General features: G+C 61.2%; 23 protein-coding genes and 1 pseudogene. 9 read left to right on the top strand and 15 right to left on the bottom strand.

Features of this window, described 5'->3' with window-relative positions:
• The first annotated feature begins 21 nt into the window (after positions 1 to 21).
• From HRH33_RS14070 to HRH33_RS14055, 4 genes are read left to right on the top strand one after another with little or no spacing between them, the layout of a single operon-like run.
• Positions 22 to 789, top strand: a complete 768-nt coding sequence (locus tag HRH33_RS14070; protein ID WP_034097934.1) for an SDR family NAD(P)-dependent oxidoreductase — start codon at positions 22 to 24, stop codon at positions 787 to 789.
• 12 nt (positions 790 to 801) lie between these two features.
• The gene (locus HRH33_RS14065; RefSeq protein WP_167417154.1) at positions 802 to 1986 is read left to right on the top strand and encodes an acetyl-CoA C-acyltransferase; all 1185 of its coding nucleotides are present in this window, start codon (positions 802 to 804) and stop codon (positions 1984 to 1986) included.
• A 12-nt stretch (positions 1987 to 1998) separates the two neighbouring features.
• Positions 1999 to 3126, top strand: a complete 1128-nt coding sequence (locus tag HRH33_RS14060; RefSeq protein ID WP_034097930.1) for an acyl-CoA dehydrogenase — start codon at positions 1999 to 2001, stop codon at positions 3124 to 3126.
• An 11-nt stretch (positions 3127 to 3137) separates the two neighbouring features.
• Entirely contained in the window at positions 3138 to 3911 is a 774-nt protein-coding gene (locus HRH33_RS14055; RefSeq protein WP_034097928.1) for an enoyl-CoA hydratase, read from the top strand.
• Between the two features lie 103 nt (positions 3912 to 4014).
• On the opposite strand, the gene HRH33_RS14050 is transcribed toward HRH33_RS14055, so the two are convergent.
• The 12 genes from HRH33_RS14050 to arnC all read right to left on the bottom strand — a co-directional run bounded on the left by HRH33_RS14050 (position 4015) and on the right by arnC (position 17041).
• The gene (locus HRH33_RS14050) at positions 4015 to 5166 is read right to left on the bottom strand and encodes an acyl-CoA dehydrogenase family protein (RefSeq protein WP_167417155.1); all 1152 of its coding nucleotides are present in this window, start codon (positions 5164 to 5166) and stop codon (positions 4015 to 4017) included.
• 3 nt (positions 5167 to 5169) lie between these two features.
• Positions 5170 to 6273 carry an enoyl-CoA hydratase/isomerase family protein gene (locus HRH33_RS14045; RefSeq protein ID WP_167417156.1) on the bottom strand — a complete coding sequence of 368 codons (1104 nt, stop codon included), beginning with the start codon at positions 6271 to 6273 and terminating at the stop codon, positions 5170 to 5172.
• 133 nt (positions 6274 to 6406) lie between these two features.
• Positions 6407 to 7117: an HPP family protein gene (locus HRH33_RS14040; protein ID WP_167417157.1), complete on the bottom strand. Its 711-nt coding sequence runs from the start codon at positions 7115 to 7117 to the stop codon at positions 6407 to 6409.
• Positions 7118 to 7289: 172 nt separating this feature from the next.
• The gene (locus HRH33_RS14035) at positions 7290 to 7523 is read right to left on the bottom strand and encodes a type VI secretion system contractile sheath small subunit (protein WP_034138079.1); all 234 of its coding nucleotides are present in this window, start codon (positions 7521 to 7523) and stop codon (positions 7290 to 7292) included.
• 203 nt (positions 7524 to 7726) lie between these two features.
• Entirely contained in the window at positions 7727 to 9349 is a 1623-nt protein-coding gene (locus tag HRH33_RS14030) for an ArnT family glycosyltransferase (RefSeq protein ID WP_167417158.1), read from the bottom strand.
• 3 nt (positions 9350 to 9352) lie between these two features.
• Positions 9353 to 10747 (bottom strand): UDP-glucose dehydrogenase family protein, encoded by a 1395-nt coding sequence (locus HRH33_RS14025; protein WP_034097916.1) that lies wholly within the window; start codon positions 10745 to 10747, stop codon positions 9353 to 9355.
• On the bottom strand, positions 10744 to 11145 hold the full coding sequence (gene arnF / locus HRH33_RS14020; protein ID WP_167417159.1) for a 4-amino-4-deoxy-L-arabinose-phosphoundecaprenol flippase subunit ArnF: 402 nt from the start codon (positions 11143 to 11145) through the stop codon (positions 10744 to 10746). Before arnF ends, HRH33_RS14025 begins: the two co-directional genes overlap by 4 nt.
• Positions 11142 to 11489 carry a 4-amino-4-deoxy-L-arabinose-phosphoundecaprenol flippase subunit ArnE gene (gene arnE, locus HRH33_RS14015; RefSeq protein WP_040268372.1) on the bottom strand — a complete coding sequence of 116 codons (348 nt, stop codon included), beginning with the start codon at positions 11487 to 11489 and terminating at the stop codon, positions 11142 to 11144. The genes arnF and arnE overlap by 4 nt, the downstream gene beginning before the upstream one ends.
• A complete protein-coding gene (gene arnT, locus HRH33_RS14010; protein ID WP_167417160.1) occupies positions 11486 to 13141 on the bottom strand; it encodes a lipid IV(A) 4-amino-4-deoxy-L-arabinosyltransferase in 1656 nt (551 codons plus the stop codon). The genes arnE and arnT overlap by 4 nt, the downstream gene beginning before the upstream one ends.
• Positions 13138 to 14022, bottom strand: a complete 885-nt coding sequence (arnD, locus tag HRH33_RS14005) for a 4-deoxy-4-formamido-L-arabinose-phosphoundecaprenol deformylase (protein WP_167417161.1) — start codon at positions 14020 to 14022, stop codon at positions 13138 to 13140. Before arnD ends, arnT begins: the two co-directional genes overlap by 4 nt.
• The gene (arnA, locus tag HRH33_RS14000; RefSeq protein WP_167417162.1) at positions 14022 to 16013 is read right to left on the bottom strand and encodes a bifunctional UDP-4-amino-4-deoxy-L-arabinose formyltransferase/UDP-glucuronic acid oxidase ArnA; all 1992 of its coding nucleotides are present in this window, start codon (positions 16011 to 16013) and stop codon (positions 14022 to 14024) included. The genes arnD and arnA overlap by 1 nt, the downstream gene beginning before the upstream one ends.
• Positions 16010 to 17041 (bottom strand): undecaprenyl-phosphate 4-deoxy-4-formamido-L-arabinose transferase, encoded by a 1032-nt coding sequence (gene arnC, locus HRH33_RS13995; protein ID WP_167417163.1) that lies wholly within the window; start codon positions 17039 to 17041, stop codon positions 16010 to 16012. Before arnC ends, arnA begins: the two co-directional genes overlap by 4 nt.
• 403 nt (positions 17042 to 17444) lie before the next feature.
• Between arnC and HRH33_RS13990 the strand changes: the two genes are divergently transcribed.
• Both HRH33_RS13990 and HRH33_RS13985 read left to right on the top strand, forming a co-directional pair.
• Complete coding sequence (locus tag HRH33_RS13990; RefSeq protein ID WP_167417164.1) at positions 17445 to 18257, top strand: M949_RS01915 family surface polysaccharide biosynthesis protein; 813 nt, start codon at positions 17445 to 17447, stop codon at positions 18255 to 18257.
• A gap of 108 nt (positions 18258 to 18365) precedes the next feature.
• The gene (locus HRH33_RS13985; RefSeq protein WP_167417165.1) at positions 18366 to 19280 is read left to right on the top strand and encodes a site-specific integrase; all 915 of its coding nucleotides are present in this window, start codon (positions 18366 to 18368) and stop codon (positions 19278 to 19280) included.
• 5 nt (positions 19281 to 19285) lie between these two features.
• Here the strand turns inward: HRH33_RS13985 and HRH33_RS13980 are convergent, their stop codons facing one another.
• Together HRH33_RS13980 and HRH33_RS13975 are read right to left on the bottom strand one after the other, a co-directional pair.
• The gene (locus tag HRH33_RS13980; RefSeq protein ID WP_034138086.1) at positions 19286 to 20143 is read right to left on the bottom strand and encodes an SDR family oxidoreductase; all 858 of its coding nucleotides are present in this window, start codon (positions 20141 to 20143) and stop codon (positions 19286 to 19288) included.
• 100 nt (positions 20144 to 20243) lie between these two features.
• The gene (locus tag HRH33_RS13975; RefSeq protein ID WP_167417166.1) at positions 20244 to 21452 is read right to left on the bottom strand and encodes a multidrug effflux MFS transporter; all 1209 of its coding nucleotides are present in this window, start codon (positions 21450 to 21452) and stop codon (positions 20244 to 20246) included.
• A 158-nt stretch (positions 21453 to 21610) separates the two neighbouring features.
• Between HRH33_RS13975 and HRH33_RS26770 the strand changes: the two are divergent.
• Together HRH33_RS26770 and HRH33_RS26765 are read left to right on the top strand one after the other, a co-directional pair.
• Positions 21611 to 22366, top strand: a pseudogene (locus tag HRH33_RS26770) (MCP four helix bundle domain-containing protein); the annotation flags it as partial.
• Positions 22361 to 23224: a methyl-accepting chemotaxis protein gene (locus tag HRH33_RS26765; protein WP_371919190.1), complete on the top strand. Its 864-nt coding sequence runs from the start codon at positions 22361 to 22363 to the stop codon at positions 23222 to 23224. The pseudogene HRH33_RS26770 and the gene HRH33_RS26765, both read left to right, overlap by 6 nt.
• A gap of 68 nt (positions 23225 to 23292) precedes the next feature.
• Here the strand turns inward: HRH33_RS26765 and HRH33_RS13965 are convergent, their stop codons facing one another.
• Complete coding sequence (locus HRH33_RS13965; protein WP_167417167.1) at positions 23293 to 23652, bottom strand: winged helix-turn-helix transcriptional regulator; 360 nt, start codon at positions 23650 to 23652, stop codon at positions 23293 to 23295.
• A 97-nt stretch (positions 23653 to 23749) separates the two neighbouring features.
• On the opposite strand from HRH33_RS13965, the gene HRH33_RS13960 reads away from it, so the two are divergent.
• A complete protein-coding gene (locus HRH33_RS13960; protein WP_167417168.1) occupies positions 23750 to 24499 on the top strand; it encodes an SDR family NAD(P)-dependent oxidoreductase in 750 nt (249 codons plus the stop codon).
• The last annotated feature ends 141 nt before the right edge of the window (positions 24500 to 24640 follow it).

Below are 24640 nucleotides of genomic sequence, written 5' to 3'. Positions count from 1 at the left end.
TCCCTTTCTAAGGACACAATGATGCAGATTGAAAACAAGGTATTCCTGGTCAGCGGTGGTGCTTCTGGCCTCGGTGCGGCCACCGCTGAGATGCTGGTCGCCGCCGGTGCCAAGGTGATGCTGGTGGATTTGAACGCCGACGCTGTGGCGGCCAAAGCCCAGCAACTGGGCGACAACGCCCGCAGTGCCGTGGCCGATATCAGCCAGGAGGCGGCGGCCGAAGCGGCGGTACAGGCCACTGTCGCGGCATTTGGCGGGCTGCACGGGTTGGTCAACTGCGCCGGTGTGGTGCGTGGCGAGAAGATCCTCGGCAAGAACGGCCCTCATGGGCTGGCCAGTTTCGCCCAGGTCATCAACGTCAATCTGATCGGCAGCTTCAACCTGTTGCGTTTGGCGGCGGCGGCCATCGCCGAAACCGAGGCCAACGCCGAGGGCGAGCGCGGCGTGATCATCAACACGGCTTCGGTGGCCGCGTTCGACGGGCAGATCGGCCAGGCCGCGTACGCCGCGTCCAAAGGCGCGATTGCCAGCCTCACATTGCCTGCCGCCCGTGAACTGGCGCGGTTCGGCATCCGCGTGATGACCATCGCTCCCGGCATCTTCGAAACCCCCATGATGGCGGGCATGACCCCCGAGGTGCGCGAGTCCCTGGCCGCCGGCGTGCCATTTCCGCCGCGTCTGGGCAAACCCGCCGAATACGCCGCGCTGGTACGGCACATTATTGAAAACAGCATGCTCAACGGTGAGGTGATCCGTCTCGACGGCGCCTTGCGCATGGCGGCCAAGTAAGGAGGACCACCGATGAACGAACCGATTGTGATTGTCAGCGCTGCACGTACACCCATGGGCGGATTCCAGGGCGATCTTAAGGGCTTGACTGCGCCCCAGCTGGGGTCTGCGGCGATTCGCGCCGTGGTCGAACGCGCCGGCATCGCTGCTGATGCGGTGGATGAAGTGATGTTCGGCTGCGTGCTGCCCGCCGGTCTCGGCCAGGCCCCGGCCCGTCAGGCGGCGCTGGGCGCCGGGCTGGACAAAGGCACCCGCTGCACCACCCTCAACAAGATGTGCGGCTCGGGCATGCAAGCCACCATCCAGGCTCACGACGCGCTGGTGGCTGGCAGCGTCGACGTGGCGATCGCCGGCGGCATGGAAAGCATGTCCAACGCGCCGTACCTGTTGGACCGCGCCCGTAGCGGTTACCGCATGGGCCATGGGCGTGTGCTCGACCATATGTTCCTCGACGGTCTGGAAGATGCCTACGACAAGGGCCGCCTGATGGGCACCTTTGCCGAAGAGTGCGCCCTGCATAACGGCTTTACCCGCGAAGCCCAGGACGCGTTCGCCATCGCCTCCCTGACGCGTGCTCAAGAGGCCATCAGCCACGGGCACTTCGCCGCGGAAATTGTGCCGTTGCAGGTCACCGTGGGTAAGGAGCAGAAAACCATCCTGCATGACGAGCAACCGCCCAAGGCCAAACTGGACAAGATCGCTCAGTTGAAACCGGCGTTCCGCGAAGGCGGCACGGTGACGGCGGCCAACTCCAGCTCCATCTCTGACGGCGCGGCGGCATTGCTGCTGATGCGCGAGTCCGAAGCCCTCAAGCGTGGCCTCAAGCCGTTGGCGGTGATCCACGGGCACGCAGCCTTTGCCGACGAGCCTGGGCTGTTCCCGGTAGCGCCAGTGGGGGCGATTCGCAAGCTGATGAGCAAGACCGGCTGGAATCTGGACGAGGTCGATCTGTTCGAGATCAACGAAGCCTTTGCCGTGGTGACCCTGGTAACCATGAGCAAGCTGCAGATCCCCCATGCCAAGGTTAACGTACATGGCGGTGCCTGTGCCCTGGGCCACCCCATCGGCGCGTCCGGCGCCCGCATCCTGGTAACGCTGCTCGCGGCCCTGCGCCACAAAGGCCTCAAACGCGGCGTGGCCGCTATCTGTATCGGCGGTGGCGAAGCCACGGCCATGGCCGTCGAATGCCTGTATTAAGGACTGCTCCCCATGCTGCCCAATGAAGAACAGCTGCAAATCAGCGACGCGGCCCGGCAATTTGCCCAGGAACGCCTCAAACCCTTCGCCGCCGAGTGGGACCGCGAGCACCGCTTTCCCAAAGAAGCCATCGGCGAGATGGCCGAACTGGGCTTTTTCGGCATGCTGGTGCCGGAACAGTGGGGCGGTTGCGACACCGGTTACCTGGCCTACGCCATGGCCCTGGAGGAAATCGCCGCTGGCGATGGCGCCTGTTCCACCATCATGAGCGTGCACAACTCCGTGGGCTGCGTGCCGATCCTCAAGTTCGGCAATGATCAGCAAAAGGCTCAATTCCTCACACCCCTGGCCAGCGGCGCCATGCTTGGCGCGTTCGCCTTGACCGAGCCCCAGGCCGGCTCGGATGCCAGCAGCCTGAAAACCCGCGCGCGGCTGGAGGGCGATCATTACGTGCTCAACGGCTGCAAACAGTTCATCACCTCCGGGCAGAACGCCGGGGTGGTGATTGTGTTTGCGGTCACCGACCCCGCTGCGGGCAAGCGTGGCATCAGCGCGTTTATCGTGCCGACGGACTCACCGGGTTACAGCGTGGCGCGGGTCGAGGATAAGCTCGGCCAGCATGCCTCCGACACCTGCCAGATTCTGTTCGAAGACGTGAAGGTGCCGCTGGCCAACCGGCTGGGGGAGGAGGGCGAAGGCTACAAGATCGCCCTGGCCAACCTTGAGGGCGGCCGCGTGGGTATCGCCGCGCAATCGGTCGGCATGGCCCGCGCCGCGTTCGAAGCCGCCCGCGACTATGCCCGCGAACGCCAAAGTTTCGGCAAAGCGCTGATCGAGCACCAGGCCGTGGCGTTTCGCCTGGCGGACATGGCCACCCAGATCGCCGTCGCGCGGCAGATGGTGCATTACGCCGCCGCGCTGCGGGACAGCGGCAAGCCGGCGCTGGTCGAAGCCTCGATGGCGAAATTGTTTGCCTCGGAAATGGCCGAAAAAGTCTGCTCGGCCGCCTTGCAAACCCTCGGCGGTTACGGTTACCTGAACGACTTTCCCCTGGAGCGCATCTACCGCGATGTGCGGGTTTGCCAGATCTACGAAGGCACCAGCGATATTCAACGCATGGTCATCTCACGCAATCTCTAAGGAGCCGATACATGAGTTACGAGACTATTTTGCTTGAGGTTCAGGGCCGGGTTGGCCTGATCACCTTGAACCGTCCCCAGGCGCTGAACGCGCTGAACGCACAATTGGTAAGCGAGTTGAATCAGGCTCTGGACGGCCTGGAAGCCAATCCGGAAATCGGCTGCATCGTGCTGACCGGTTCGAAAAAAGCCTTCGCCGCCGGCGCCGATATCAAGGAAATGGCCGAGCTGACCTACCCGCAGATCTATATGGACGACCTGTTCAGCGACAGCGACCGTGTGGCCAACCGGCGCAAGCCGATCATTGCCGCCGTTAACGGCTTTGCCCTGGGTGGCGGTTGCGAGCTGGCGCTGATGTGCGACTTTATCCTGGCCGGTGACGGGGCCAAGTTCGGTCAGCCGGAAATCAACCTGGGCGTACTGCCCGGCATGGGCGGCACTCAGCGCCTGACCCGCGCGGTGGGTAAGGCCAAGGCCATGGAAATGTGCTTGACCGGGCGCTTTATCGACGCGGTGGAAGCCGAGCGCTGCGGCATCGTTGCCCGTATCGTGCCGGCCGACGAACTGCTGGATGAGGCCTTGAAGGTCGCCACGCTGATTGCCGGCAAATCGGTGCCCATCAGCATGATGGTCAAGGAAAGCGTGAACCGTGCATTCGAAGTCAGCCTGTCCGAGGGCGTGCGCTTTGAGCGTCGGGTATTCCACGCGGCTTTTGCGACCCAGGATCAGAAGGAAGGCATGGCGGCCTTTGTGGCCAAACGCGCGCCGGAATTCAAGGACCAGTAAACATGTGGGAGGGGGCTCTTGCCCCCGATAGCGGTGGATCAGTCAGCAGTTACTGAGGCTGAGACACTGTGATCGAGGGCAAGCCCCCTCCCACATACGGCATTTAGAGCGGGTAGTTTTTCAGTTCGCGGGCGATGACCATCCGTTGAATTTCACTGGTCCCTTCATAAATCTGCGTGATCCGCGCATCCCGGTAGTAGCGCTCCACCGGGTAATCCTCCAGGTAACCGTACCCGCCGTGAATCTGCATGGCCTGGGAACAGACCTTTTCGGCCATTTCCGAGGCGAACAGCTTGGCCTGGGACGCTTCCGACAGGCAGGGCTTGCCGGCGCTACGCAGGCGCGCAGCGTGCAGGATCAACAAACGCGCGGCATTGAGACGGGTCTGCATGTCCGCCAGCAGATTGGCCACGCTTTGGTGCTCGATGATTGCCTTGTCGAATTGCACACGGTCGCGGGCGTAAGTCAGTGCCGCTTCGAACGCTGCCCGAGCGATACCCAGGGCCTGGGCGGCGATGCCGATACGGCCACCTTCCAGATTGGACAGGGCGATGGCCAGGCCTTTGCCGCGTTCGCCCAGCAGGTTGGCTTCAGGCACGCTGCACTGGTTGAAGGTTACGGCGCAGGTGTCCGAGGCGCGAATGCCCATTTTGTGTTCGGTGCGGTCCACCACGAAGCCAGGGGTGTCAGTGGGCACCAGGAATGCGGAGATGCCTTTTTTGCCCAACGTCGGGTCGGTTACCGCAAATACGATGGCCAACTTGGCGCGCTTGCCGTTGCTGACAAATTGCTTGGCGCCATTGATCACCCATTGCCCATCACGCAACTCGGCACGGGTGCGCAGGTTATGCGCCTCCGAGCCGGCCTGTGGTTCGGTCAGGCAAAAGCAGCCAATCGCCTGGCCGCTGGCAAGGTCCGCCAGCCAGGTTTGCTTCTGCTGTTCGCTGCCGTAGTTGAGGATCGGCCCGCAACCCACTGAGTTGTGGATACTCATCAGCGCGCCCGTGGCACCGTCGCCGGCGGAAATCTCTTCCACCGCCAGGGCGTAGGCCACGTAATCGACATAGGTGCCGCCCCATTCTTCGGGCACCACCATACCGAGCAGGCCCAGTTCGCCCATCTTCGCCACCAGGCCATCGTCGATCCAGCCGGCCTTTTCCCACGCCTGGGCATGGGGAGCGATTTCGCCACGGGCAAAGTCGCGCGCCATATCGCGGATCATCACTTGTTCTTCAGTGTATTCAATGTCTTGCATAAGTTATTTTGCAACCTGCTCGAAGTCGTGGAAGAAGCTCTCGACGTGCGCAGCGTCGAGCGCCTGCAGCGTCGGAGGGTTCCAGCGTGGGGATTTGTCCTTATCGATGATCAGGGCGCGCACGCCTTCGATCAGGTCGCCACGCTCGAACCACTGGCGATCCAGGTGCAGCTCCAGGTCAAAGCACTGTTCCAGCGGCAAGCGCCGCCCACGACGCAGCATCTTCAAGGTCACCGCCATGGCCAGGGGCGAGCGGGTCTGCATCAGGTGCACCGTGTTCAGCGCCCACTCATGGCTGTTGGCTACGGTGACCTCCTGCAACTGTTCGACAATGCTTGGAACATCGGGCAGGGCGAAGAAATGGTCGATGGCCGGGCGCAAGGCCGCCAGCGGTGCATCCGGCAGGTGTTGTACCGCCAGCTTGGCCAGCAGACCTTGCAGGTCTTTGAGAGGCGTGTCATGCCATCGCAGGCGGTCGAGTTTCTGGTCCAGTTCGGCCAGTTTGGCGCTGTCCAGGTACCAATCCGCCAACCTGCAGTACAGCGCATCGGCCGCGCGGATCTGCACCCCGGTGACGCCAAGGTAAATCCCCAGCTCCCCGGGGATACGCGGTAGGAAATAGCTGCCACCCACGTCCGGGAAATAACCGATGGCCACCTCCGGCATGGCCAGGCGGCTGCGTTCGGTGACCACACGCAAGTCCGCGCCTTGCACCAGGCCCATGCCCCCGCCCAGGACAAAGCCGTCCATCAGCGCCAGTACCGGCTTGCGGTAATGGTGGATGGCCAGATCGAGTGCATATTCTTCGACGAAAAAATCCTGGTGCAGGGTGTCGCCGCTGTTAAAGCTGTCGTAGAGGGAGCGGATATCGCCGCCGGCACAGAAGGCTTTGTCGCCAGCGCCGCGCAAAACCACGGCATGGATCGCCGGATCATCGGCCCAGGCCTGCAACTGCGCGGTCAGGCAACGCACCATATTAAGAGTCAGGGCGTTCAGGCCGGCGGGGCGGTTGAGGGTAAGGTGGCCGATATGATTACGGACCTCGGCCAGCACCTCGTCCTGAGGCGTCTCGGCACGGTTTGCTTCGGATGAAACCTGAGCAGTCATCTCTAACTCCCTGCTTTTATTGTTCTTTATCAAGAGGCCCGCGAACGGACCATCTCGCGATCGTACCAGTGCAAATTTGCCCCGTACAACCTTGAATCATGCAGGTCGTTCTTGCATTTATGCAGCAGTGCGGTCAGGGCACGCGGCTGGCCAGCACTTCGCCGATGCTGCGGCGGCGCGCATGGGTTTCGGCGGCGTGGATCAGCTGCTCCAGCTCCGTGGGCGCCACGTCGTAGAACTGTTCCATCTCGGCCAATGCCAGTTTCAGGTCGGCAGCGGTGACGGCGGGGTCCCGAGCGGCTTGGGGATTATTCAACATGACGGCGGGCGATTCGACGGCGCCTTTGGGGTACCGGTTGCGGGTGGCGTTGTTGTAAAGCAGCGCACAGGCGAGCAGGGCGCCAGCGCCCATCAATACGGCGCCCAGCTCGTACCAGCCCAGGGCAGCAGACGCCGGGTCCGCCAGCACCAGGGTCATGGCCAGGCCACCGGCCGGCGGATGCAGGCAGCGCAGCCAGCACATCAGCACCACGGTCATTCCCGCCGCCAGGCATGCGCCGCCCAGAGTGCGCCCCAGCACCCGCGCCACCAGCAGCGCCACGATGCCAGCGCACAGGTAGCTGCCGACGATCGACCAGGGTTGCGCCAACGCACCGGACGACACCGCGAACAGCAACACCGCCGAGGCGCCCAGCGGCCCGAGCAAGTGCAGCGCAACCTCCATGCCGAAGACTTGGCCGCACAGCCAGACACTGAACAGCGTGCCCAGCGCCATGCCGATGGCGGCGCGGCTCCATTCGGAAGGACGGGTATTGATAGCGGCAGGTAACCAGCGAGCGAGCATTGAACGGTTCCATAAAAACGGCGGGCAAAAAAAAGACTCGTCTGGTTGCCCGGAAAAGTCCTTGAACGTTCCTGCGATTGGGGGAGGAACCGGCGCAGTGTGCCGTGCAGCAAGATTCGGCGCCAATGCATATTAATGAGGGTTGAGTACAAAAAAAGTGGATTGAAGGGCGTCAACCGAAGGGAATGGAACAGATCACACTGGGTAATGGCGTGTTGATTTTGCCCAGCACGCGGTCATCGGCCTCCTCGTTGAATAAACGTCTGCGCAGGTTCTCCTGCAAGGCTGGCTCGCTGCCCAGTGGACCTTTGAGCGCGACCAGCGCATCACGCAGCTCCATCAGGCGATCCAAGGGCGGTACGGGCAGGTAGCCCACATGCACATTGTCACGAACATCGTCTGGCACGGCATTCTCCTCTCATGAAGTACCACGGTGGTGGCTGCGGCCCACAGCGTCCTTGTCGTTATCCTTGGCCTGTGGCGGTAAATGAGTACCGCCACTGGCGATCGAGTTTACCGTTGGGTTTCAAGGGCATGAAAGTGAAATGACACCAGCCGTTACGTATAGCTGCGTAGGAGTTTTTACTCCGGGAGCCCCGCCGCCAAGGTTTATTTCGGCGGCGATTTAGCCAGATACAGCAGCACATAAGGGTTGCGGTCGAATTCACCGGTGAGGGTCGGGGTGATGGAACGCAAGCGCGGCTCCTGCAACCCTTCATAATCCGCCTGGCTCATCACCAGCCAGGCAGGCCCTTGCAGCGGTGCCAGTTCCGAAGGCAATTGGGTAAACAGCGGCACCTGATCGCAATCGAGGTTGACCATGTACTTGATCGCCTTGGCGTCTTTGCCCAGGCCATGCAGCACCACCGGCGCGCGCGCTTGCATGACCTGTTCATGGACCTGCAGGGTGAAGGTGCGGGTGTCATATACACGGCGTTCCAACGGCTCGACCACCAGGATATAGGTGGCCCACACCGCGAGTACGGCGGCCATTGCCGGGCCGACAGGGCGCAGGCGCGCCTTGAACAGGCCCAATAGCGCCAGCGCCTGCAACGCTCCCAGCAACGCGAATATCGGCGCCAAATGGTTCAGTTGCTCAGGGTAACGTGGGCGCATCACCACCAACCCGACGATCAGCAGTGCGGGCAACGCGGTCCATATCGCCAACATCAAGCCCCGCAACCAGGCGAACACGCGGCCTCGAATCGCGCTGAAAGGGTAGGCAGCGATGATGGCCGCCATGGGCAACATCGGCAGCAGGTAGCGCGCCTTCTTTGCTTGGGGAATCGACAGCCCCAGCATCACCAGCAATGCGGCGGCGGCACAATAGCCGACCAGCTTCAGGGCCGGCTCAGGCGTCTGTGGCCGGGCCACGCCGATGCCCAGCAACACCAGCAGCGCCAGCGGGTAGGCCAGGGCGTAATTGCCCAGGGAACTGGTGAAGTAATAGAGCGCGCCACTGGAGCCTTCGCTGCCATCCATGCGCCCCAGGAACTGCATGCGGATCACGTCGTGCATGAAGTTCTCGCCACCACTGAGCTTGGCCAGCAGCAATAGCAGCCCCACGCAGGCCCCCAGCAACGCCAGGGCCAGCAGCCCGAAACTGAACAGCTGACGCCACTGGCGGTTGATCAGGTAGTAGCTGCACAGCACACCGGTAGGAACCACCAGGCCGATTGGCCCGCGCACGGCAAACCCCACGATCAATAACAGGTACAGCCAATGCAGGCGCTTGCCCGCGCCGAAATGATCGTGGGCATAACCCAGGTAAAACACTGCCAATGTGACGGCGGCGAGCATCTGATCCAGGGACACCGCGCGGGTTTCACTGATAAAGGTGCTGCTCAACAGCAACAGCGCAATGCTCAGCAGGCCCCAGCGCTGGGAGTAGGGCGCGGTCAGGCGATACACCAGTGTCACGATCAAGGCCGAGGCAATCGCTGTGGGCAGCCACGCGGTAAAACTGCTCACATGCCCCAGCGGCAGCGACAGCAGCCAGGTGAGCAGCGTCGAAGTGGCCAGGTAATCGGCATAGGGCTGGCCGTAGGTGGTCGGGAAAAAACTCGGCCCGTGGCGCAGCATTTCCTGGGCAAACACCACAAACCGCGAATCGAAGCCGATGATTGCCTGGTTCCAGTTCCCGGCAATGAACAGCAGCAACGCCAGCAGGCCCAAACCGAGGGACTGCCGACGAAGCGTGGGTGTGAGCAGCAGTGGCTGGGCTTTGTTCACGTCTCAGGCTTCCGCGACCTTCGCCAGCTCAAGCGCTGGCAGCCATTGCTGCTGGGGAATCGGCAGTTGGCAGGAGTCGCCGCGCCCAATCGGGAAGTACTGGAAGCCTTTGCGCGCCAGACGCTCGCCGTCATAGAGGTTACGGCCATCGAAGATCACTGGGGTTTTCAAGCGCTGGTGGATCAGGTCGAAGTCCGGCGCCTTGAATTGCTGCCATTCGGTGCAGACAATCAGCGCATCGGCGCCTACAAGGGTTGATTCCGGCGTACCCATCAGCATCAGGCGGCTTTCGTCGGCGTAGATGCGCTGGGTTTCCTGCATCGCTTCCGGGTCGAAGGCGCGCACCTGGGCGCCGGCGGCCCACAAGGCCTCCATCAGCACGCGACTGGGGGCGTCGCGCATGTCATCGGTGTTGGGCTTGAAAGCCAGGCCCCACAAGGCGAAAGTCTTGCCGCGCAGTTCGCCTTTGAAGAACGCATTGATGCGCTCGTACAGCTTGCTCTTCTGACGCTGGTTGATCGCCTCGACGGCTTCCAGCAGATCGCTGGAGCAGTTGGCTTGCTTGGCACTGTGGATCAGCGCGCGCATGTCCTTGGGAAAGCACGAGCCACCGTAGCCACAGCCGGGGTAAATGAAGTGGTAGCCGATGCGCGAGTCGGCGCCGATGCCCAGGCGCACGGCTTCGATGTCGGCGCCCAGGTGCTCGGCCAGCTCGGCGATCTGGTTGATAAAGCTGATCTTGGTGGCCAGCATGCAGTTGGCGGCGTATTTGGTCAGCTCGGCGCTGCGCAGGTCCATAAATATGATGCGGTCGTGGTTGCGGTTGAACGGCGCGTACAACTCGCGCATCACCTCGCGCACTTCTTCACGCTCGCAGCCGATGATGATCCGGTCCGGGCGCCGGCAGTCGGTCACCGCCGAGCCTTCCTTGAGGAATTCAGGGTTGGAGACGATATCGAATTCCAGGCTGCGCCCGGCCAGGTGCAAGGCTTTCTCGATATGCGCGCGCAGGGTGTCGCCGGTGCCTACGGGCACGGTGGATTTTTCCACCAGGATCACCGGCTCGATTCGATGGCGTGCCACCGCGTCACCCACCGACAGCACGTACTTCAGGTCGGCCGATCCGTCTTCATCCGACGGCGTGCCCACCGCGATAAACAGCACTTCACCGTGTTCGACGGCGAGTTTCTCGTCGTATGTGAAGTGCAGCCGACCGCTTTCGAGGTTCTCCTTGACCATCGCGGCCAGCCCCGGCTCGAAGATGCTCACATGGCCTTGCTGCAGCTGCTTGACCTTGTTTTGATCGACGTCCATGCAGATCACATCATGACCGACTTCGGCCAACACAGTGGCCTGCACCAGGCCGACGTAACCACTACCAAATACGCTGATTTTCATGGGGCATTCCTGGGACTTGTAGAGCAAGTGCGACGAGAGTTGATAACCAGCACACCCAGGATGACAAATGCCACCCCGAGGGTTTTCGAAAGCGAAAAATGTTCGTTGAACACCGACAGGCCGGCCGCCAGCAGATACACCAGCGCGTAGCTGATACTCAGCAGCGAATAGGCCCGCCCCAGTGGCAGGTGCTTGAGGGCCACCAACCAGCAAAGCATCGACAGGGCATAGGCACAGATCGCCAGAAACACCACCCCGAGGGCTGCGAGATCGATCTGCGCATTGAGCCATTCATGGGGCAGCGGTAAACGCGTCATGCTCCAACGCATGCCCAACTGGGCCACGCTGACCAGACCGACGCTGCCCAAGGCCAGGGCAAACCCGCGCGCCCGGCTCATACCTGACGCCCCAGCAACACTACGCCGGCGATCACCAGCGCGACGCCCAGCCAGTGGCGAGTATCAATGGGCTCCTTGAACACAAAGCGCGCCACCAGGGTGACCAACACAAAATTCAGGCTGAGCATCGGGTAAGCGATGCCCACCTCAAGGCGTTGCAACACCAGCAGCCACACCAACAGCCCGAAGCCCAGGCACAGCAGTGCGGACCACAACCACGGCGAACGCAGCTTCAGTGCCCAACCGGGCGGCTGGTCACGCCAGCCTTCCACGGCGAATTTCTGCGAGACCTGGCCCATGCAGGTCAGCAAGCAAGCGGCCAATAGCAGCAACAGGGTGATCATGACGAGACCTGCGGGAAGATCAGAATCACCAGATTGCCTTGCTCATAGCGCTTGCCGTCCTGGGGCAGCAGGTTCACTTCGGCGACTTCGTCGTCACCCTTGACCCGCATCACCACGCCGACCGCGCCGCGTTTGCGCGCGTCGTTCATCCATTGCTGGACCTGGGCCATGTCGACCTTGTGATGGGCTGCATCAGCAAAGGCCAAGCCGTATTTGACTTCGCCGACGGTGTTATAGAGGGTCACGTCCGCACGCTTGACCCGCCAGGCCAAGGCCGACGCGGCGCCCAGGTCATTGCTCAGCAGGGCGCCGGTCTGTTTCAGTTCCGGTAGGTGATCGATGATGAACTGATCCGGGGTTTTGTTATAAACCACCGAGTGGGGCAAGGCCGCCGGGGCCAGGGCTACCAGCAACCAGCTGCCGATGGCCGGCGCCGCCCAAAGGTGCAGCGGGCGTGCCGCTTGCAGCAGGTTGGCGAAGATCCAGCCAATTAGCAGTACGAAGACCAGTACCAGGCTCAGGGTTTCGGTACCGTGCTCATACACCGGCTTTTTCAACTGGAACCAACTTAATGCCAGCAACGCCACGATGCCCAATACCAGATTCAGCCAGCCGTTGATGCGCAGCGCACGGCCACGGCCCTGGGCCAGTTTATCGGCCAGCACATGGCCCATCAGCAGCGCCAGCGGCAACAGGCACGGCATGATGTAGGAGGGCAACTTGCCTTTGGCCAGGCTGAAAAACGCCAAGGGCATCAGCAGCCACAGCAACAGGAAACCGATAGAGGCCGTGCGTTTCTCCAGCCAGGCCTGTTTGACGGTGGCGGGCAACAGCGCCACCCACGGCAGGCTGAAGCCGACCAACAAGGGCAGGTAGTACCAGAACGGCTCGGCGTGCTGGGCATCTTCGCCGGCGAAGCGCTGGATATGCTCGTGCCAGAAGAAGAAGTGCCAGAAGTCCGGTTCTTGCAGATGTACGGCCAGCGCCCACGGCAAGCTGACGGCCACCGCCACCAGCACCGCCACCAGGCCGTAACCGAGCAGCTCGCGCAAACGCTTCTGCCACAGCGCGTATGGCAGGGCGATCAATACCGGCAGCAACCAGGCGAGAAAACCCTTGGTCATAAAGCCCATGCCGCAGGCAAAGCCCAAGAGTGCCCACGCGCCCAGGCGCCCGTTGCGGGTACGGCTGTCGAAGCAAAACCACAAAGCAACGCCGGTCAGGTTGACCCAAAAAGTGAACTGCGGGTCGAGATTGGCGTAGCCGCCCAGGGCCGCCACACTGACAAAACTCATATACAGCAAGGTGCTGACAAGGCTTTTGCGCGGGTCATTCCACAGGCGGCGCGCTACCAGATACACCAGCAGGATGCTCAGGCCGGTGCTCAAGGCGGACGCGAAACGCACGCCAAACAGGTTCTGCCCGAACATCGCCTGGCCGAGCGCGATCATCCAATAGCCGGCGGCCGGTTTTTCGAAGTAGCGGATGCCCATAAAGTGTGGCGCGGCCCATTTACCGGTCAGCAGCATTTCCTGGCTGATCTGCGCGTAGCGGGTCTCGTCGGGAATCCACAGGCCATGGGTGGCCAGCGGCGCCAGGTAACACAGCGCGAATGCCAACAGGAGCAGGGGCAATGCCCATCGGCGCATCATGCCTGCTGCACTCCCAGCCACCCCTCGCGGCCGCTCAACGCGCCACGCACCAGCTGCTGCTGGGGCAGGCGGGTCAGATCGGTGGGCAACAAGTCGCCCAGAGGTGTGAAGTCGATGCCGCGCTGCTTTGCCTGGGCAAGCAGCTGGCGAAAATCGTTAGCCATCAGAATCCCTTCTACTTCTGCATGGATCGTGTAGACGTTGAGCTTCGACGCTGCGAAGCGATCAAGGATGTAGCGATTGAAGTGGTTGGCGGCCACCACCGGCCCGACCACTTCGTCGAAGGTCGGCAGGTCCACCGGAATTTGTGGCGTGCCCGCGCTGCCATCGGCCAGTGTCGGTCGAAACAGGCTGGTACCCCGGCAATCGCTGTTGTAGCGAAAGTTGAACCCCTGCTTGGCTTGCACCACGCGTTCATCGGCACGCCAGCCGGCGGCCGCGGAACAATCGATGGGCTCGCCAAGGATGTCGTTCAAGGTGTCCACGCCGCGCCGAATCTGCTCGACCAACTGTGCTTCGCTCCAGCGCCCGGTGTTGGCTTGCCAGCCATGGTGGTCCCAGGCGTGCAGGCCGACTTCATGCCCGGCGGCCTTGGCTTGGCGCATCAAATGCCCCAGGTCGCGGCCAATGGGCTTGCCTGGCCAGGCGGTGCCGGCCAGCAGAATGTCCCAGCCATACAGGCCGGCGGCGTTGGAACGCAGCATCTTCCACAGGAACTGCGGGCGGATCAGGCGCCACAGGTGGCGCCCCATGTTGTCCGGGCCGACGCTGAAGAAGAACGTCGCTTTTACCCCGGCTTCATCCAGGGATTCGAGCAACCGTGGCACGCCTTCGCGGGTGCCACGGTAGGTGTCGACGTCGATGCGAAGACCTGCCTGCATCAGCGCTTGTCCGCCTGTTCGAGCATGGCTTCACGCAGGAAGAAGTCCAGGGTATTGCCGATGGTTTCGCTCATCTCCACGGTCGGTGCCCAGTTCAACAGACGCTTGGCGTTTTCGATGCTCGGTTTGCGGTGCGCCACGTCCTGGTAACCATTGCCGTAGAACGCCTTGCTTTCGACATCGCGGAAACCGGCGAATGGCGGGAAGTTGCCACGCAGCGGGTGGGCCTCGAACTGGCGCAGCAGCTCTTCACCCAACTGGCGGATGCTGGCTTCGTTTTCCGGGTTGCCGATATTGATGATCTGGCCGTTGCACGCGTCATTATCGTTATCGATGATGCGCGCCAGGGCTTCGATGCCGTCGGCGATGTCGGTGAAGCAGCGTTTCTGCTCGCCGCCGTCGAACAGGCGGATCGGCGTGCCTTCCACCAGGTTCAGGATCAACTGAGTGATTGCCCGGGAGCTGCCGATACGCGCCGAATCCAAGCGGTCCAGACGTGGGCCCATCCAGTTGAAGGGGCGGAACAGGGTGAACTTCAGGCCCTTGTCGCCGTAGGCCCAGATCACGCGGTCCAGCAGCTGCTTGGATACCGAGTAGATCCAGCGTTGCTTGTTGACCGGGCCGACCACCAGGTTGGAGGTGTCTTCGTCGAAGTACTGGTCCTGGCACATGCCATAGACTTCCGAGGTCGACGGGAAGATCACGCGCTTGTTGTACTTGACGCAGTAGCGCACCAGCTTGAGGTTTTCTTCGAAGTCCAGCTCGAACACGCGCAGCGGGTTGCGGGTGTATTCGATTGGCGTGGCGATGGCCACCAGCGGCAGGACCACGTCGCACTTCTTGATGTGGTACTCGATCCACTCGGTGTGGATGCTGATATCGCCTTCCACATAATGGAAGTTGGGGTGGCTGCGCAGGCGCTCAATGGCGTCGGAGCCGATGTCCAGGCCGTAGACTTCGTAACGGTCGTCACGCAGCAGGCGTTCGGACAGGTGGTTACCAATAAAGCCGTTCACCCCCAGGATCAGCACGCGGGTGCGGCGTGGCTTACGGCCGGATTCGGCGCCGCGCAGCACGGAGCCGTCCACCAGGCCCAGTTCGTCGGCCAGGGACGGGCCGGCCTGGTATAGACCGTTGTCGTTACGCTGACCGAACGTGATCACCAGGGAGTCTTCACCGCAGGCGATGCGCAGCGGATTGACGCTGATCACCCGGCCCGGCGCAAGGCCATCGTTGCCCTTGACCACTTCGGCCTGCCACACGATGAGCTTGTGCTCGCCCACGGCGCAGAAGGCGCCAGGGTAGGGTTGGGTGACCGCGCGCACCAGGTTGAACAGTTCTTCAGCCGGTTTTTTCCACTCCAGTTTGCCGTCGGCGGCCGTGCGGCGCCCGAAATAGGTGGCCTGGCTGTCGTCCTGAGCGGTTTCCGTGAGCTTGCCCGCAGCCAGTTGCGGCAGGGCGTCACGCAGAAGAGTGGTGGCCGCGTCACGCAGTTTGGCGTGCAGGGTCAGGCCGGTGTCGCTGCGCTCGATAGTGACTTTTTGCTGAGCCAGGATCGCGCCGGCATCAGCACGTTTGACCATGCGGTGCAGGGTCACGCCGGTTTCGGTTTCGCCATTGACCAGCACCCAGTTGGCCGGCGCGCGGCCGCGGTATTTAGGCAGCAACGAACCGTGCAGGTTGAACGCGCCTTTACTGGCAGTGCCCAGCAGGGCTTCGCTCAGCAGGTTGCGGTAGTAGAACGAGAAGAGGTAGTCGGGTTTGAGTTTGGCGATGCGCTCCACCCACAGCGGGTGGTTGGCGTCTTCCGGCGCGTGCACGGGGATGCCGTTGCGCGCGCACAACTGGGCCACGGAGCCGTAGAAATTGTTTTCCTTGGGATCATCGGCATGGGTGAACACGGCAGCGATGTCGTAACCGGCATTGAGCAGCGCTTCGATGCCTGCACATCCAATATCGTGGTACGCAAATACAACGGCTTTTGAACTCATGACTGAACCTGATCGGGAGAAGTAGAAGTATGGGAAGACGCCAGGCCGTCGACGACGACCACAGGCACCGGTGCCGCCGGTTGGTTGCGCAGCACTTTTTCAATGAAGAAACGCGGGCGGGCGCGCACATCGCTGTACATGCGGCCCAGGTATTCACCCAACAGGCCCATGCCGATGAACTGGCCCCCGGTGAACACGAACAGCACCGCGAACAGCACGAACATGCCGTCGCCGGCCCACTGCGCGCCGAAGGCCAAGCGCAGGATGATCAACGCAAAGGCAAACAGCATGCCCAGCGCCGCCAAGCTGAAGCCGACGATGGACAGCAGGCGCAATGGGGTGGTGGTCATGCAGGTCAGCAGATCGAACATCAGGCTGATCAGGCGCATGGCGCTGTATTTGGATTCGCCGTGTTCACGCTCGGCGTGGTGCACCAGAATCTCAGTGGTGTGGCGGGCAAAACCGTTGGCCAGGATCGGGATGAAGGTACTGCGCTCGCGGCAGGCGAGCATGGCGTCGACGATGGTGCGGCGGTAGGCGCGCAGCATGCAGCCGTAGTCGGTCATGGCCACGCCGGTGGAGCGCTGTACCGCGAGGTTGATCAGCCGCGATGGCCAGCGGCGGAAGGCGGAGTCCTGACGGTTATTGCGCACGGTGGCGACCACGTCGTAGCCCAGGGCGGCTTGTTCAACCAGGCGCGGGATTTCTTCCGGCGGGTTCTGCAGGTCGGCGTCCAGGGTGATCACTACCTCGCCCCGGCACTGCTCGAAACCGGCCATGATCGCCGCATGCTGCCCGTAGTTACGGTTGAGGATCACCGCAACCACGTTGCTGCCATCCTCTGCGGCGGCGTCTTCGAGCAATTGAGCGGAATTGTCGCGGCTACCGTCATCCACCAGGATGATTTCGTATTCGTAGGCCAACTGTTTGCAGGCTGCCGTGGTACGACGCAACAACTCAGGCAGGCTGTCTTGTTCGTTGTAGACCGGGATAACGATCGACACGCAATGAATAGGGTAGGGTTTCAAAGATTCATGACCTCGGGGGTTAGCGCAGCTTGGAGCGTTAAAGCAGCAGCAAAACAAAGGCGAGCGCGCGTTAATGCGCAGCTAAAGATGAAACGTAATCAACAGGTTAGCCGGTAAAACGCGGATTGCTATGAAGTTGTGCAATTAAGATTAAGCGTAAAAATGTGGAACGAATATGAAAGCCGGATGAAAAACTCGTTTATTTGACAGGTAGACAGCCAGGGTTCAGCTAAGCCACCCAGGGGCGTCCGGGTTCTATTAGGCGGTTGAATAGGAGCGATTTTCAAAGGCCTTGGTTCCACCCTCAACGGCACAATGGGCAGTTCAGCGCCACATGAAGAATCTTCTCTGCATTGGCGCTCAAGTGCCGGTAAAGTAAGCCATCTATTGCCAGGGCAGACGGATGAATAGCGTGCAGCTTTTACGCGGCCAGTTGCGGCCGGTATTGATGGGGTTGTTGTTGGGCGTGGCCTGTATTTCCATGGTGCGGGCCGACGACGGGGTGGCGCTGACCAGCATCGATCAGGTGCCCGAAGGCGTGGAAGTACGCGGCAAGCAGATCGCGGCCTACACCTGGGACGACCGCCAGGGCAAAAACCTGCTGGTACTCGCCGAGCAGCTCAACGAACGGGACGATGACGGCACCCAGTCTGCATTTGTCTACGCCGCCCAGTACCTGATTGACGGCAAACGCCCCAAGCGTATGTGGATGCTCTACGACGATGTGCAGCACTGCCAATTCGATGCGGCCCTGCGTTTCGACCGAACCGCCACCAAAGTCACTGACCTGAACGGGGATGGCATCACCCAGACCGTCGTCGGATATTCCCTGACCTGCACCAGCGACGTCAGCCCCAATGAATTCAAGCTGATCATGCATGTGGGCAAATCCGAGAAGTACCGCCTGCGCGGCGTCGACCGCTACGGGGCGGCTTGGTGGGATGAAGAGGCTGGCGCGCTGCGCGGCATGCCGTTGCCCAAGGACTGTAGCGTGGCCGGCCAACAGGCGCTGGTCAGTCAGTACAAGGAGCAGGGCACCGAGCTGCCATTGCCGGGCTGCTACCGCGACGAGAAGGATTTCGCCAAGGCACCGCAGGCGTACTTGCCGTTCATGCGTCAGCACTGGTTTGCCCTGATGCAGAAACAGGACGCCGAATGGAGCCAGGCCCAGACCCAGCCCCAGGAACCCACCGAGGACGAAGAAACCGCCCCGTGATTTTGTGCCAGGGCCGGTCATGCGCTAGACTCGGCCCTTGCCAATTCACTAAATACCTCGATGAAACAATGAGTTGATCGGGGTATTTAATCCAAAGGCTGAATTACATTGACTGAGTTTCTGCGCAACCCCCTGACCCTTTACCTCACCCGCCTGGCACCTTCCAGCCAATTGACCATGCGCTATGTGCTGCAAGACGCCGCCGACCGCCTGGGCTACGAAGACATCAATCTTGAAGAGATCGACTGGCACCTGCTGCAGCCCGAACATGTCATCGCCCTGGTGGCGGCGCTGCGCGAAGACGGTTACGCACCCAACACCTCATCGCTGTACGTTAATGCCGTACGTGGGGTGATGAATGAAGCCTGGCGCATGAGCCTGATCACTCAGGAACACCTGCTGAAGATGCGCACGGTCAAAGCATCCGCCGGCACGCGCCTTGGTCAGGGGCGCAATCTGCGCCGCACGTTGATCCGCGAAATGATGGAAGCCTGCGCCGCCGATCCGCGTCCCCAGGGCCTGCGTGATGCCGCGGTGATCGGCATTCTCTACGGCTCAGGCATGCGCAAATCGGAGTCGGTCAACCTCGACCTCGCGCAGGTCGACTTCGCCGAACGCAGCCTGCGGGTCATCGGCAAGGGCAATAAGGAACTGGTCAAATACGCGCCGGATTGGGCCTTTGCCAAACTGCAGGCGTGGCTGGCGTTTCGTCGTGAACAGCTCAAGGAGGGCGAGGAGGATGACAGTTTTCTGTTTAACCGCATCCGCCGTGGCAGTCATATCACCCGGGAACGCATCACCAAACACGCGATTTACTACATCGCCCGCCAACGCGGCGAACAAGTCGGCGTGAAGATCATGCCCCATGACTTCCGCCGCTCGTTCATCACCCGGGTGATCGAGGAGCATGACCTGTCGATTGCGCAGAAACTGGCGCACCACACCAATATCCAGACCACCGCCAGCTATGACGTTCGCGACGACAATGAGCGGCGGCGGGCAGTGGATCGGTTCGATTTGTAGAACGGTCAGAGGATCGGCTTGCCGCCGGTGACGGCGTAACGCGAGCCGGAGATGTAGCTGGCTTCGTCCGAGGCCAGCAATACATAGATCGGCGCCACTTCCACCGGTTGCCCGGGGCGGCCCAGCGGGGTTTCGCTGCCGAAGTTCTGCACATCCTCGTCGGTCATGGTGGCCACGATCAGCGGCGTCCAGATCGGGCCAGGGGCGACGCTGTTGACACGAATCCCCTTGCTGCCGAGCATCTGGGCCAGGCCCCCGGTGAAGTTGGCGATGGCGCCTTTGGTGGCGGCGTAGGGCAATAATGTCGGCTTGGGCATGTCGGAATTGACCGATGTGGTGTTGATAATCGAGCTGCCGGCCTTCATGTGCGGCAAAGCCGCCTTGCAGATGCGAAACATGGCGGTGATGTTGATATCGAAGGTCTTGACCCATTCTTCATCCTCGATTTCTTCGAGGGTTTCATGGCTCATCTGGAACGCGGCGTTATTGACCAGCACGTCGATACGGCCGAACTGTTCAACGGTCTTGTCCACCAGCGCCTGGCAGGTGGCTTTTTGCGCAATATCGCCGGGCAGCAGCAGGCACTGACGGCCGGCTTCTTCGACCCAACGCGCGGTCTCCTGAGCGTCTTCGTGCTCATCCAGATAGGCGATGGCCACGTCGGCGCCTTCACGGGCAAACGCGATGGCGACTGCGCGGCCGATGCCGCTGTCGGCGCCGGTGATCAGGGCAATTTTGTTGGCCAGGCGGCCGGAGCCCTTGTAGCTCTGTTCGCCACAGTCCGGGTACGGATCCATTTTTTTCTGGGTACCCGGAACGCTTTGGGCTTGCGGGGCGAACGGCGGGCGTGGGTAATCAGTCATTGTCGGTCTCCATAGGTGTGTGAAACAGCTATGGAGTTAGTGTTTTTCGGCCCACCGATAGTTGTAATGGATGCCGGTCAAGCCCGACGAATGGTGCCTGTCAGGAGGAGGGCGGGGCGCTCGCCAAATGCGCTGGCAAGCGGCGTAAGGTCCACAGCACCGTGAGGAGTGCCGCGACGGCGCACAGTGCAATCCCCACCAGCATCGGCGCTGGCGTGTGGTCGGCGAACACACCGACCAGGCTCATGCACACCGCGCCGGTGATCATTTGAATCGCGCCGAGCAATGCCGAGGCAGAACCCGCTACGGCACCGTGGTCCTCCATGGACAGCACGCCGGCCGCCGGCAATAGCAGGCCGAGAAAACCAAAGCCGATAAACAGCAGCGACATCATCAAGGCCAGGTTGCCGGACCACAGCGTGGTGATTGCCAGCAGGCTCATCACCACCGCCACACCGATCACCGAACCGCGAATCAGCGGCGCCAGGCCAAAACGCGCGCTGAGGCGCGCAGTCAGTTGGCTCATGGCGAAAAACGACGCGGCGTTGAGGGCGAATGCCAGGCTGAATTGGGTCGGCGTCAGGCCGAAGTGCTCGATGTACACGAACGGCGCGCTGCCGATAAACACGAAAAACGTGGCCAGCCCGAAGCCGCACACCAACGACAACCCCATGAACACCGGGTCACGCAGCAAACCGCCGTAGCTGCTGAAGGCGCCGCCCAGGGTTTTACCCAGGCGGCGCTCCGCCGGGTGAGTCTCGGGCAATTGCACGACAGTCATCACCAGGCACAGCACAGCCACCACCGCCAGCACGGCAAACACTTCGCGCCAGCTCCACAGGGAAATTACCAGGCTGCCGGCCAACGGCGCGAGAATCGGCGAAACACTCATCACCAGCATCAGCAGGGACATCAGCCGCGCGGCTTCATGGCCGGTGTACAGGTCGCGCACAATGGCGCGGGGCACCACCATGCCGGCGCAGGCCCCGAACGCCTGCATTGCGCGAAAGGCAATCAGCACTTCAATGGTCGGCGCCAATGCGCAACCGATGCTGCCCACCGCGAAAATCACCAACCCGGCATAAATCGGCGGCTTGCGCCCGAATACATCGCTGATCGGCCCGTAAAACAGCTGGCACACGCCGATCACGATAAAGAACACCGTCAGGCTCATCTGCACCGCCGCCGGTGATGCGTGCAGGCTCGCGCCCAGGGTGGGCAAGGCAGGGAGGTAACTGTCGATGGCGAAGGGGCCGATGGCGGTGATCAACCCCAGCAGCAGGGCGAGATGGGCAATACGTCGAGACATGGAGCAATTCCGGGCCAAGCAAAGGCCGCTCAGCTTAAGGGATCCGCGCAGATCCGCAAACTTAGGCTTCAATAACAGGGACAAGATGCCGATAACGGTACTAACGACGCTCAGGCGGTTGGCTTTTCAACCGGCGTTCCAGGCACAGGGATACCCGCATGACGATCAAATTACGCTTGATGCTGCTGATTGCGACTGGATTGTTGACTGCCATGCTGATGAGCTTGGTCAGTTATCTGGGGAACGCTCGGATGAGCGACGCCGTGCGCGAAAACGAGGTCAGCATGACGGTGCTGCGCAACCATATGGAAGCCGACATGATGCACGACGCTCTGCGTGCCGATGTGTTGTCTGCCATGTTGGTGGGGCTGGGTAAGAGCACCAGTAGCAAGGACGAGGTCAACAGCTCGTTGAAAGAGCATGCTGAGAACTTTCGCAAGGTACTGGCGGACAATCTCCAGTTGCCCTTGGATGAGGCACTGAAAACCCAACTACAAAATATCAAGCCCAGCTTGGATACCTACATCAGTGCCGCCGAGAGTATTGTCACACTGGCGCTGGATGATCCCGAAGCCGCACGCGGGCAGTTGGAGTCGTTCAATAAGGCGTTCAGTCAGTTGGAAGATAAGATGGCGTCCCTGAGCGAACTCATCGAAAGTCATACGCAACAGACGGGTACAGGCACCCAGCAGGCAATCAGCAATGCCAACTTCACCCTCGGCGCAGTGCTCATTGCCAGTTTGCTGCTGCTTCTGGCGCAAGGTCGTTGGGTCATACTCAGCATCATGGGCCCACTGCAAACCGCCAGCCGGATTGCCGCCAGCATCGCCCGGGGCAACTTGAGCGAAACCATTGTCGAGCCGCATCGCAAAGACGAAGCCAGTTCGCTGATCCGCAGCCTGGCGACCATGCAGCGTGATTTGCGCGGCATGATCGACGTAGTGCGCAGCAACGCACACGGCATCACCGGCGTTACCGAACAACTGAGTCATGGCTGTCATGAAGTCGCCAACAGCAGCCAGCAGCAAAGTTCAGCCGCCAGCACCATGGCCGCTGCCGCCAGTGAAATGACTGCCAGTATCGAAGAAATCACCCGCCACGCCGGGCACGCACTGGAAATGGCCAACCAGGCCGAAGCCCTGGCCAAGGACGGTGGGCGAGTCATACACCAGGTGGTCAGCGACATGGACGGTATCGCCCGTTCCTCCCAGCAATCGGCCCAGGTGATCCGCACCCTGGACAAGGAATCCGAGGCGATCTACAGCATCATCCAAGTGATCAAAGGCATCGCTGACCAAACCAACCTGCTGGCCCTCAACGCAGCCATTGAAGCGGCGCGGGCCGGGGAGCAGGGGCGCGGCTTTGCAGTGGTGGCCGATGAAGTGCGCAGCCTCGCGGGGCGTACCAGTGCCTCGACCCAGGAAATTGCCAGCATGGTTGGGCGCATCCAGCAAAGCACCCGGGAAGCGGTAACCAGCATGGAGGAGGGCGTCGCTCAAGTGGACAAAGGCATGGCTGTCACCGCCGATGTGGAACGCGCCATTCGCGAGATCCTGCAGGCAACCCTCAACACTACCGAACTGGTGCACGACATTTCGCGCACCATCAGTGAACAGAGCCTGGCCAGCAATGAAATCTCCCATCAGGTGGAGATGATTGCCGGGATGTCGGAGAACAACAGTCGTGTGATAGGCCAAACAGCGTCGACCACGGACGAGCTGTCGAACCTGGCTGGCAAGCTGTCGCAGTCGGTGGATCGGTTTCAGCTTTGATTTCGTAAGCTATTGATTTAACTCAACTAAATAGTCATTTAGTTGAGTTGGATGCCAGAAGAGGGGGCTCAAGACTGGGCGAGGGCGGCCGCACGGCGCTGGCTGATACGTTCCACCGTCTGCATATGTTCGGTGCCCCAGGCACATAAGGTGCCCAATGCAGTGGCCAAGGATTCGCCAAACGGTGTCAGCGAGTACTCCACCTTCGGCGGGATCTCCTGAAAATCGATTCGCACGATGATCTCGTCGCGCTCCAATTCCTTGAGTTGCTGAATCAACACTTTATCGGTCACGCCACCGATGGCGCGGCGCAATTCGCCGTAGCGATGGACATCCTTCGCCAGGTTGTAGAGCACCAGCGGTTTCCATTTGCCGCCGATCACGGCGAGCGCAGCTTCAAGGCCGCAGTTGAATGACGTATTAGCCATGATTCGGGCACTCCATAGGGTACTTACCAAAAGGTGCATACTATTCAAAAGAATAGTCTGGATCTACAGTTGTGCCTCCACATACTTGGAGTCCAACATGAGCAGGCTCAACGGCAAGATTGCAGTGATCACCGGTGGCAACAGCGGCATAGGCTTGGCGAGCGCGATTCGCTTTGCACAGGAAGGCGCGCAGGTCGTTATCGTCGGCCGCAGGCAAGAAGAACTCGACAAGGCGCTCGACCTGATCGGCCCGCACGCCATCGCCATCCAGGGTGATATTGCCAAACTGGATGATCTGGAACGCATCTTCGCGCAGATCAAGGCGACTAAGGGTCGGATTGATGTGCTATTCGCCAACGCGGGCCTAGGTGATTTCGAGCCTATCGGTTCAATTACCGAAGCATCGTTCGACCGCACATTCGGCATCAACGTCAAAGGTACACTGTTCACCGTGCAAAACGCGCTGCCACTGATGAGCGCTGGCGGCTCGATCATGCTCACCGGTTCTACGACTGGCACCATGGGCACACCAGCATTCAGCGTTTACAGCGCAACCAAGGCGGCACTGCGCAATTTCGCCAGAAGCTGGGCGCTGGACCTTAAAGGCACAGGCATTCGCGTCAACGTTATTTCTCCTGGACCGATCTCGACACCGGGGTTAGACCTGGCATTGAACGGCACCGGTCAGAAAGACGCAATCATTGACGACATGACTGGGCAAATTCCTTTGGGCCGTATTGGTCAAGCCGAAGAGGTGGCAGCGGCCGCATTGTTCCTGGCGTCGGACGAAAGCAGTTTTATGACCGGCAGCGAAATGTTCGTGGATGGCGGGTTCGCTCAGGTTTGACACCGCGAGGGGTTTTGCCCGTTGAAATGTGACGGGCATCGCCTATGATTATGTAACGTCGAATTACGCATAATGTATATTATGTTAAATTATGTGTCAGGGTCTTGGATGTAAATCATCAACCCCGCCCTATGTGCTTCC

The organism is Pseudomonas rhodesiae (genome assembly GCF_013285305.1).
Classification (GTDB): domain Bacteria; phylum Pseudomonadota; class Gammaproteobacteria; order Pseudomonadales; family Pseudomonadaceae; genus Aquipseudomonas; species Aquipseudomonas rhodesiae.
The sequence above is the reverse complement of the archived record's forward strand: the minus strand, read 5'-3'. Positions and strand labels throughout refer to the sequence as shown.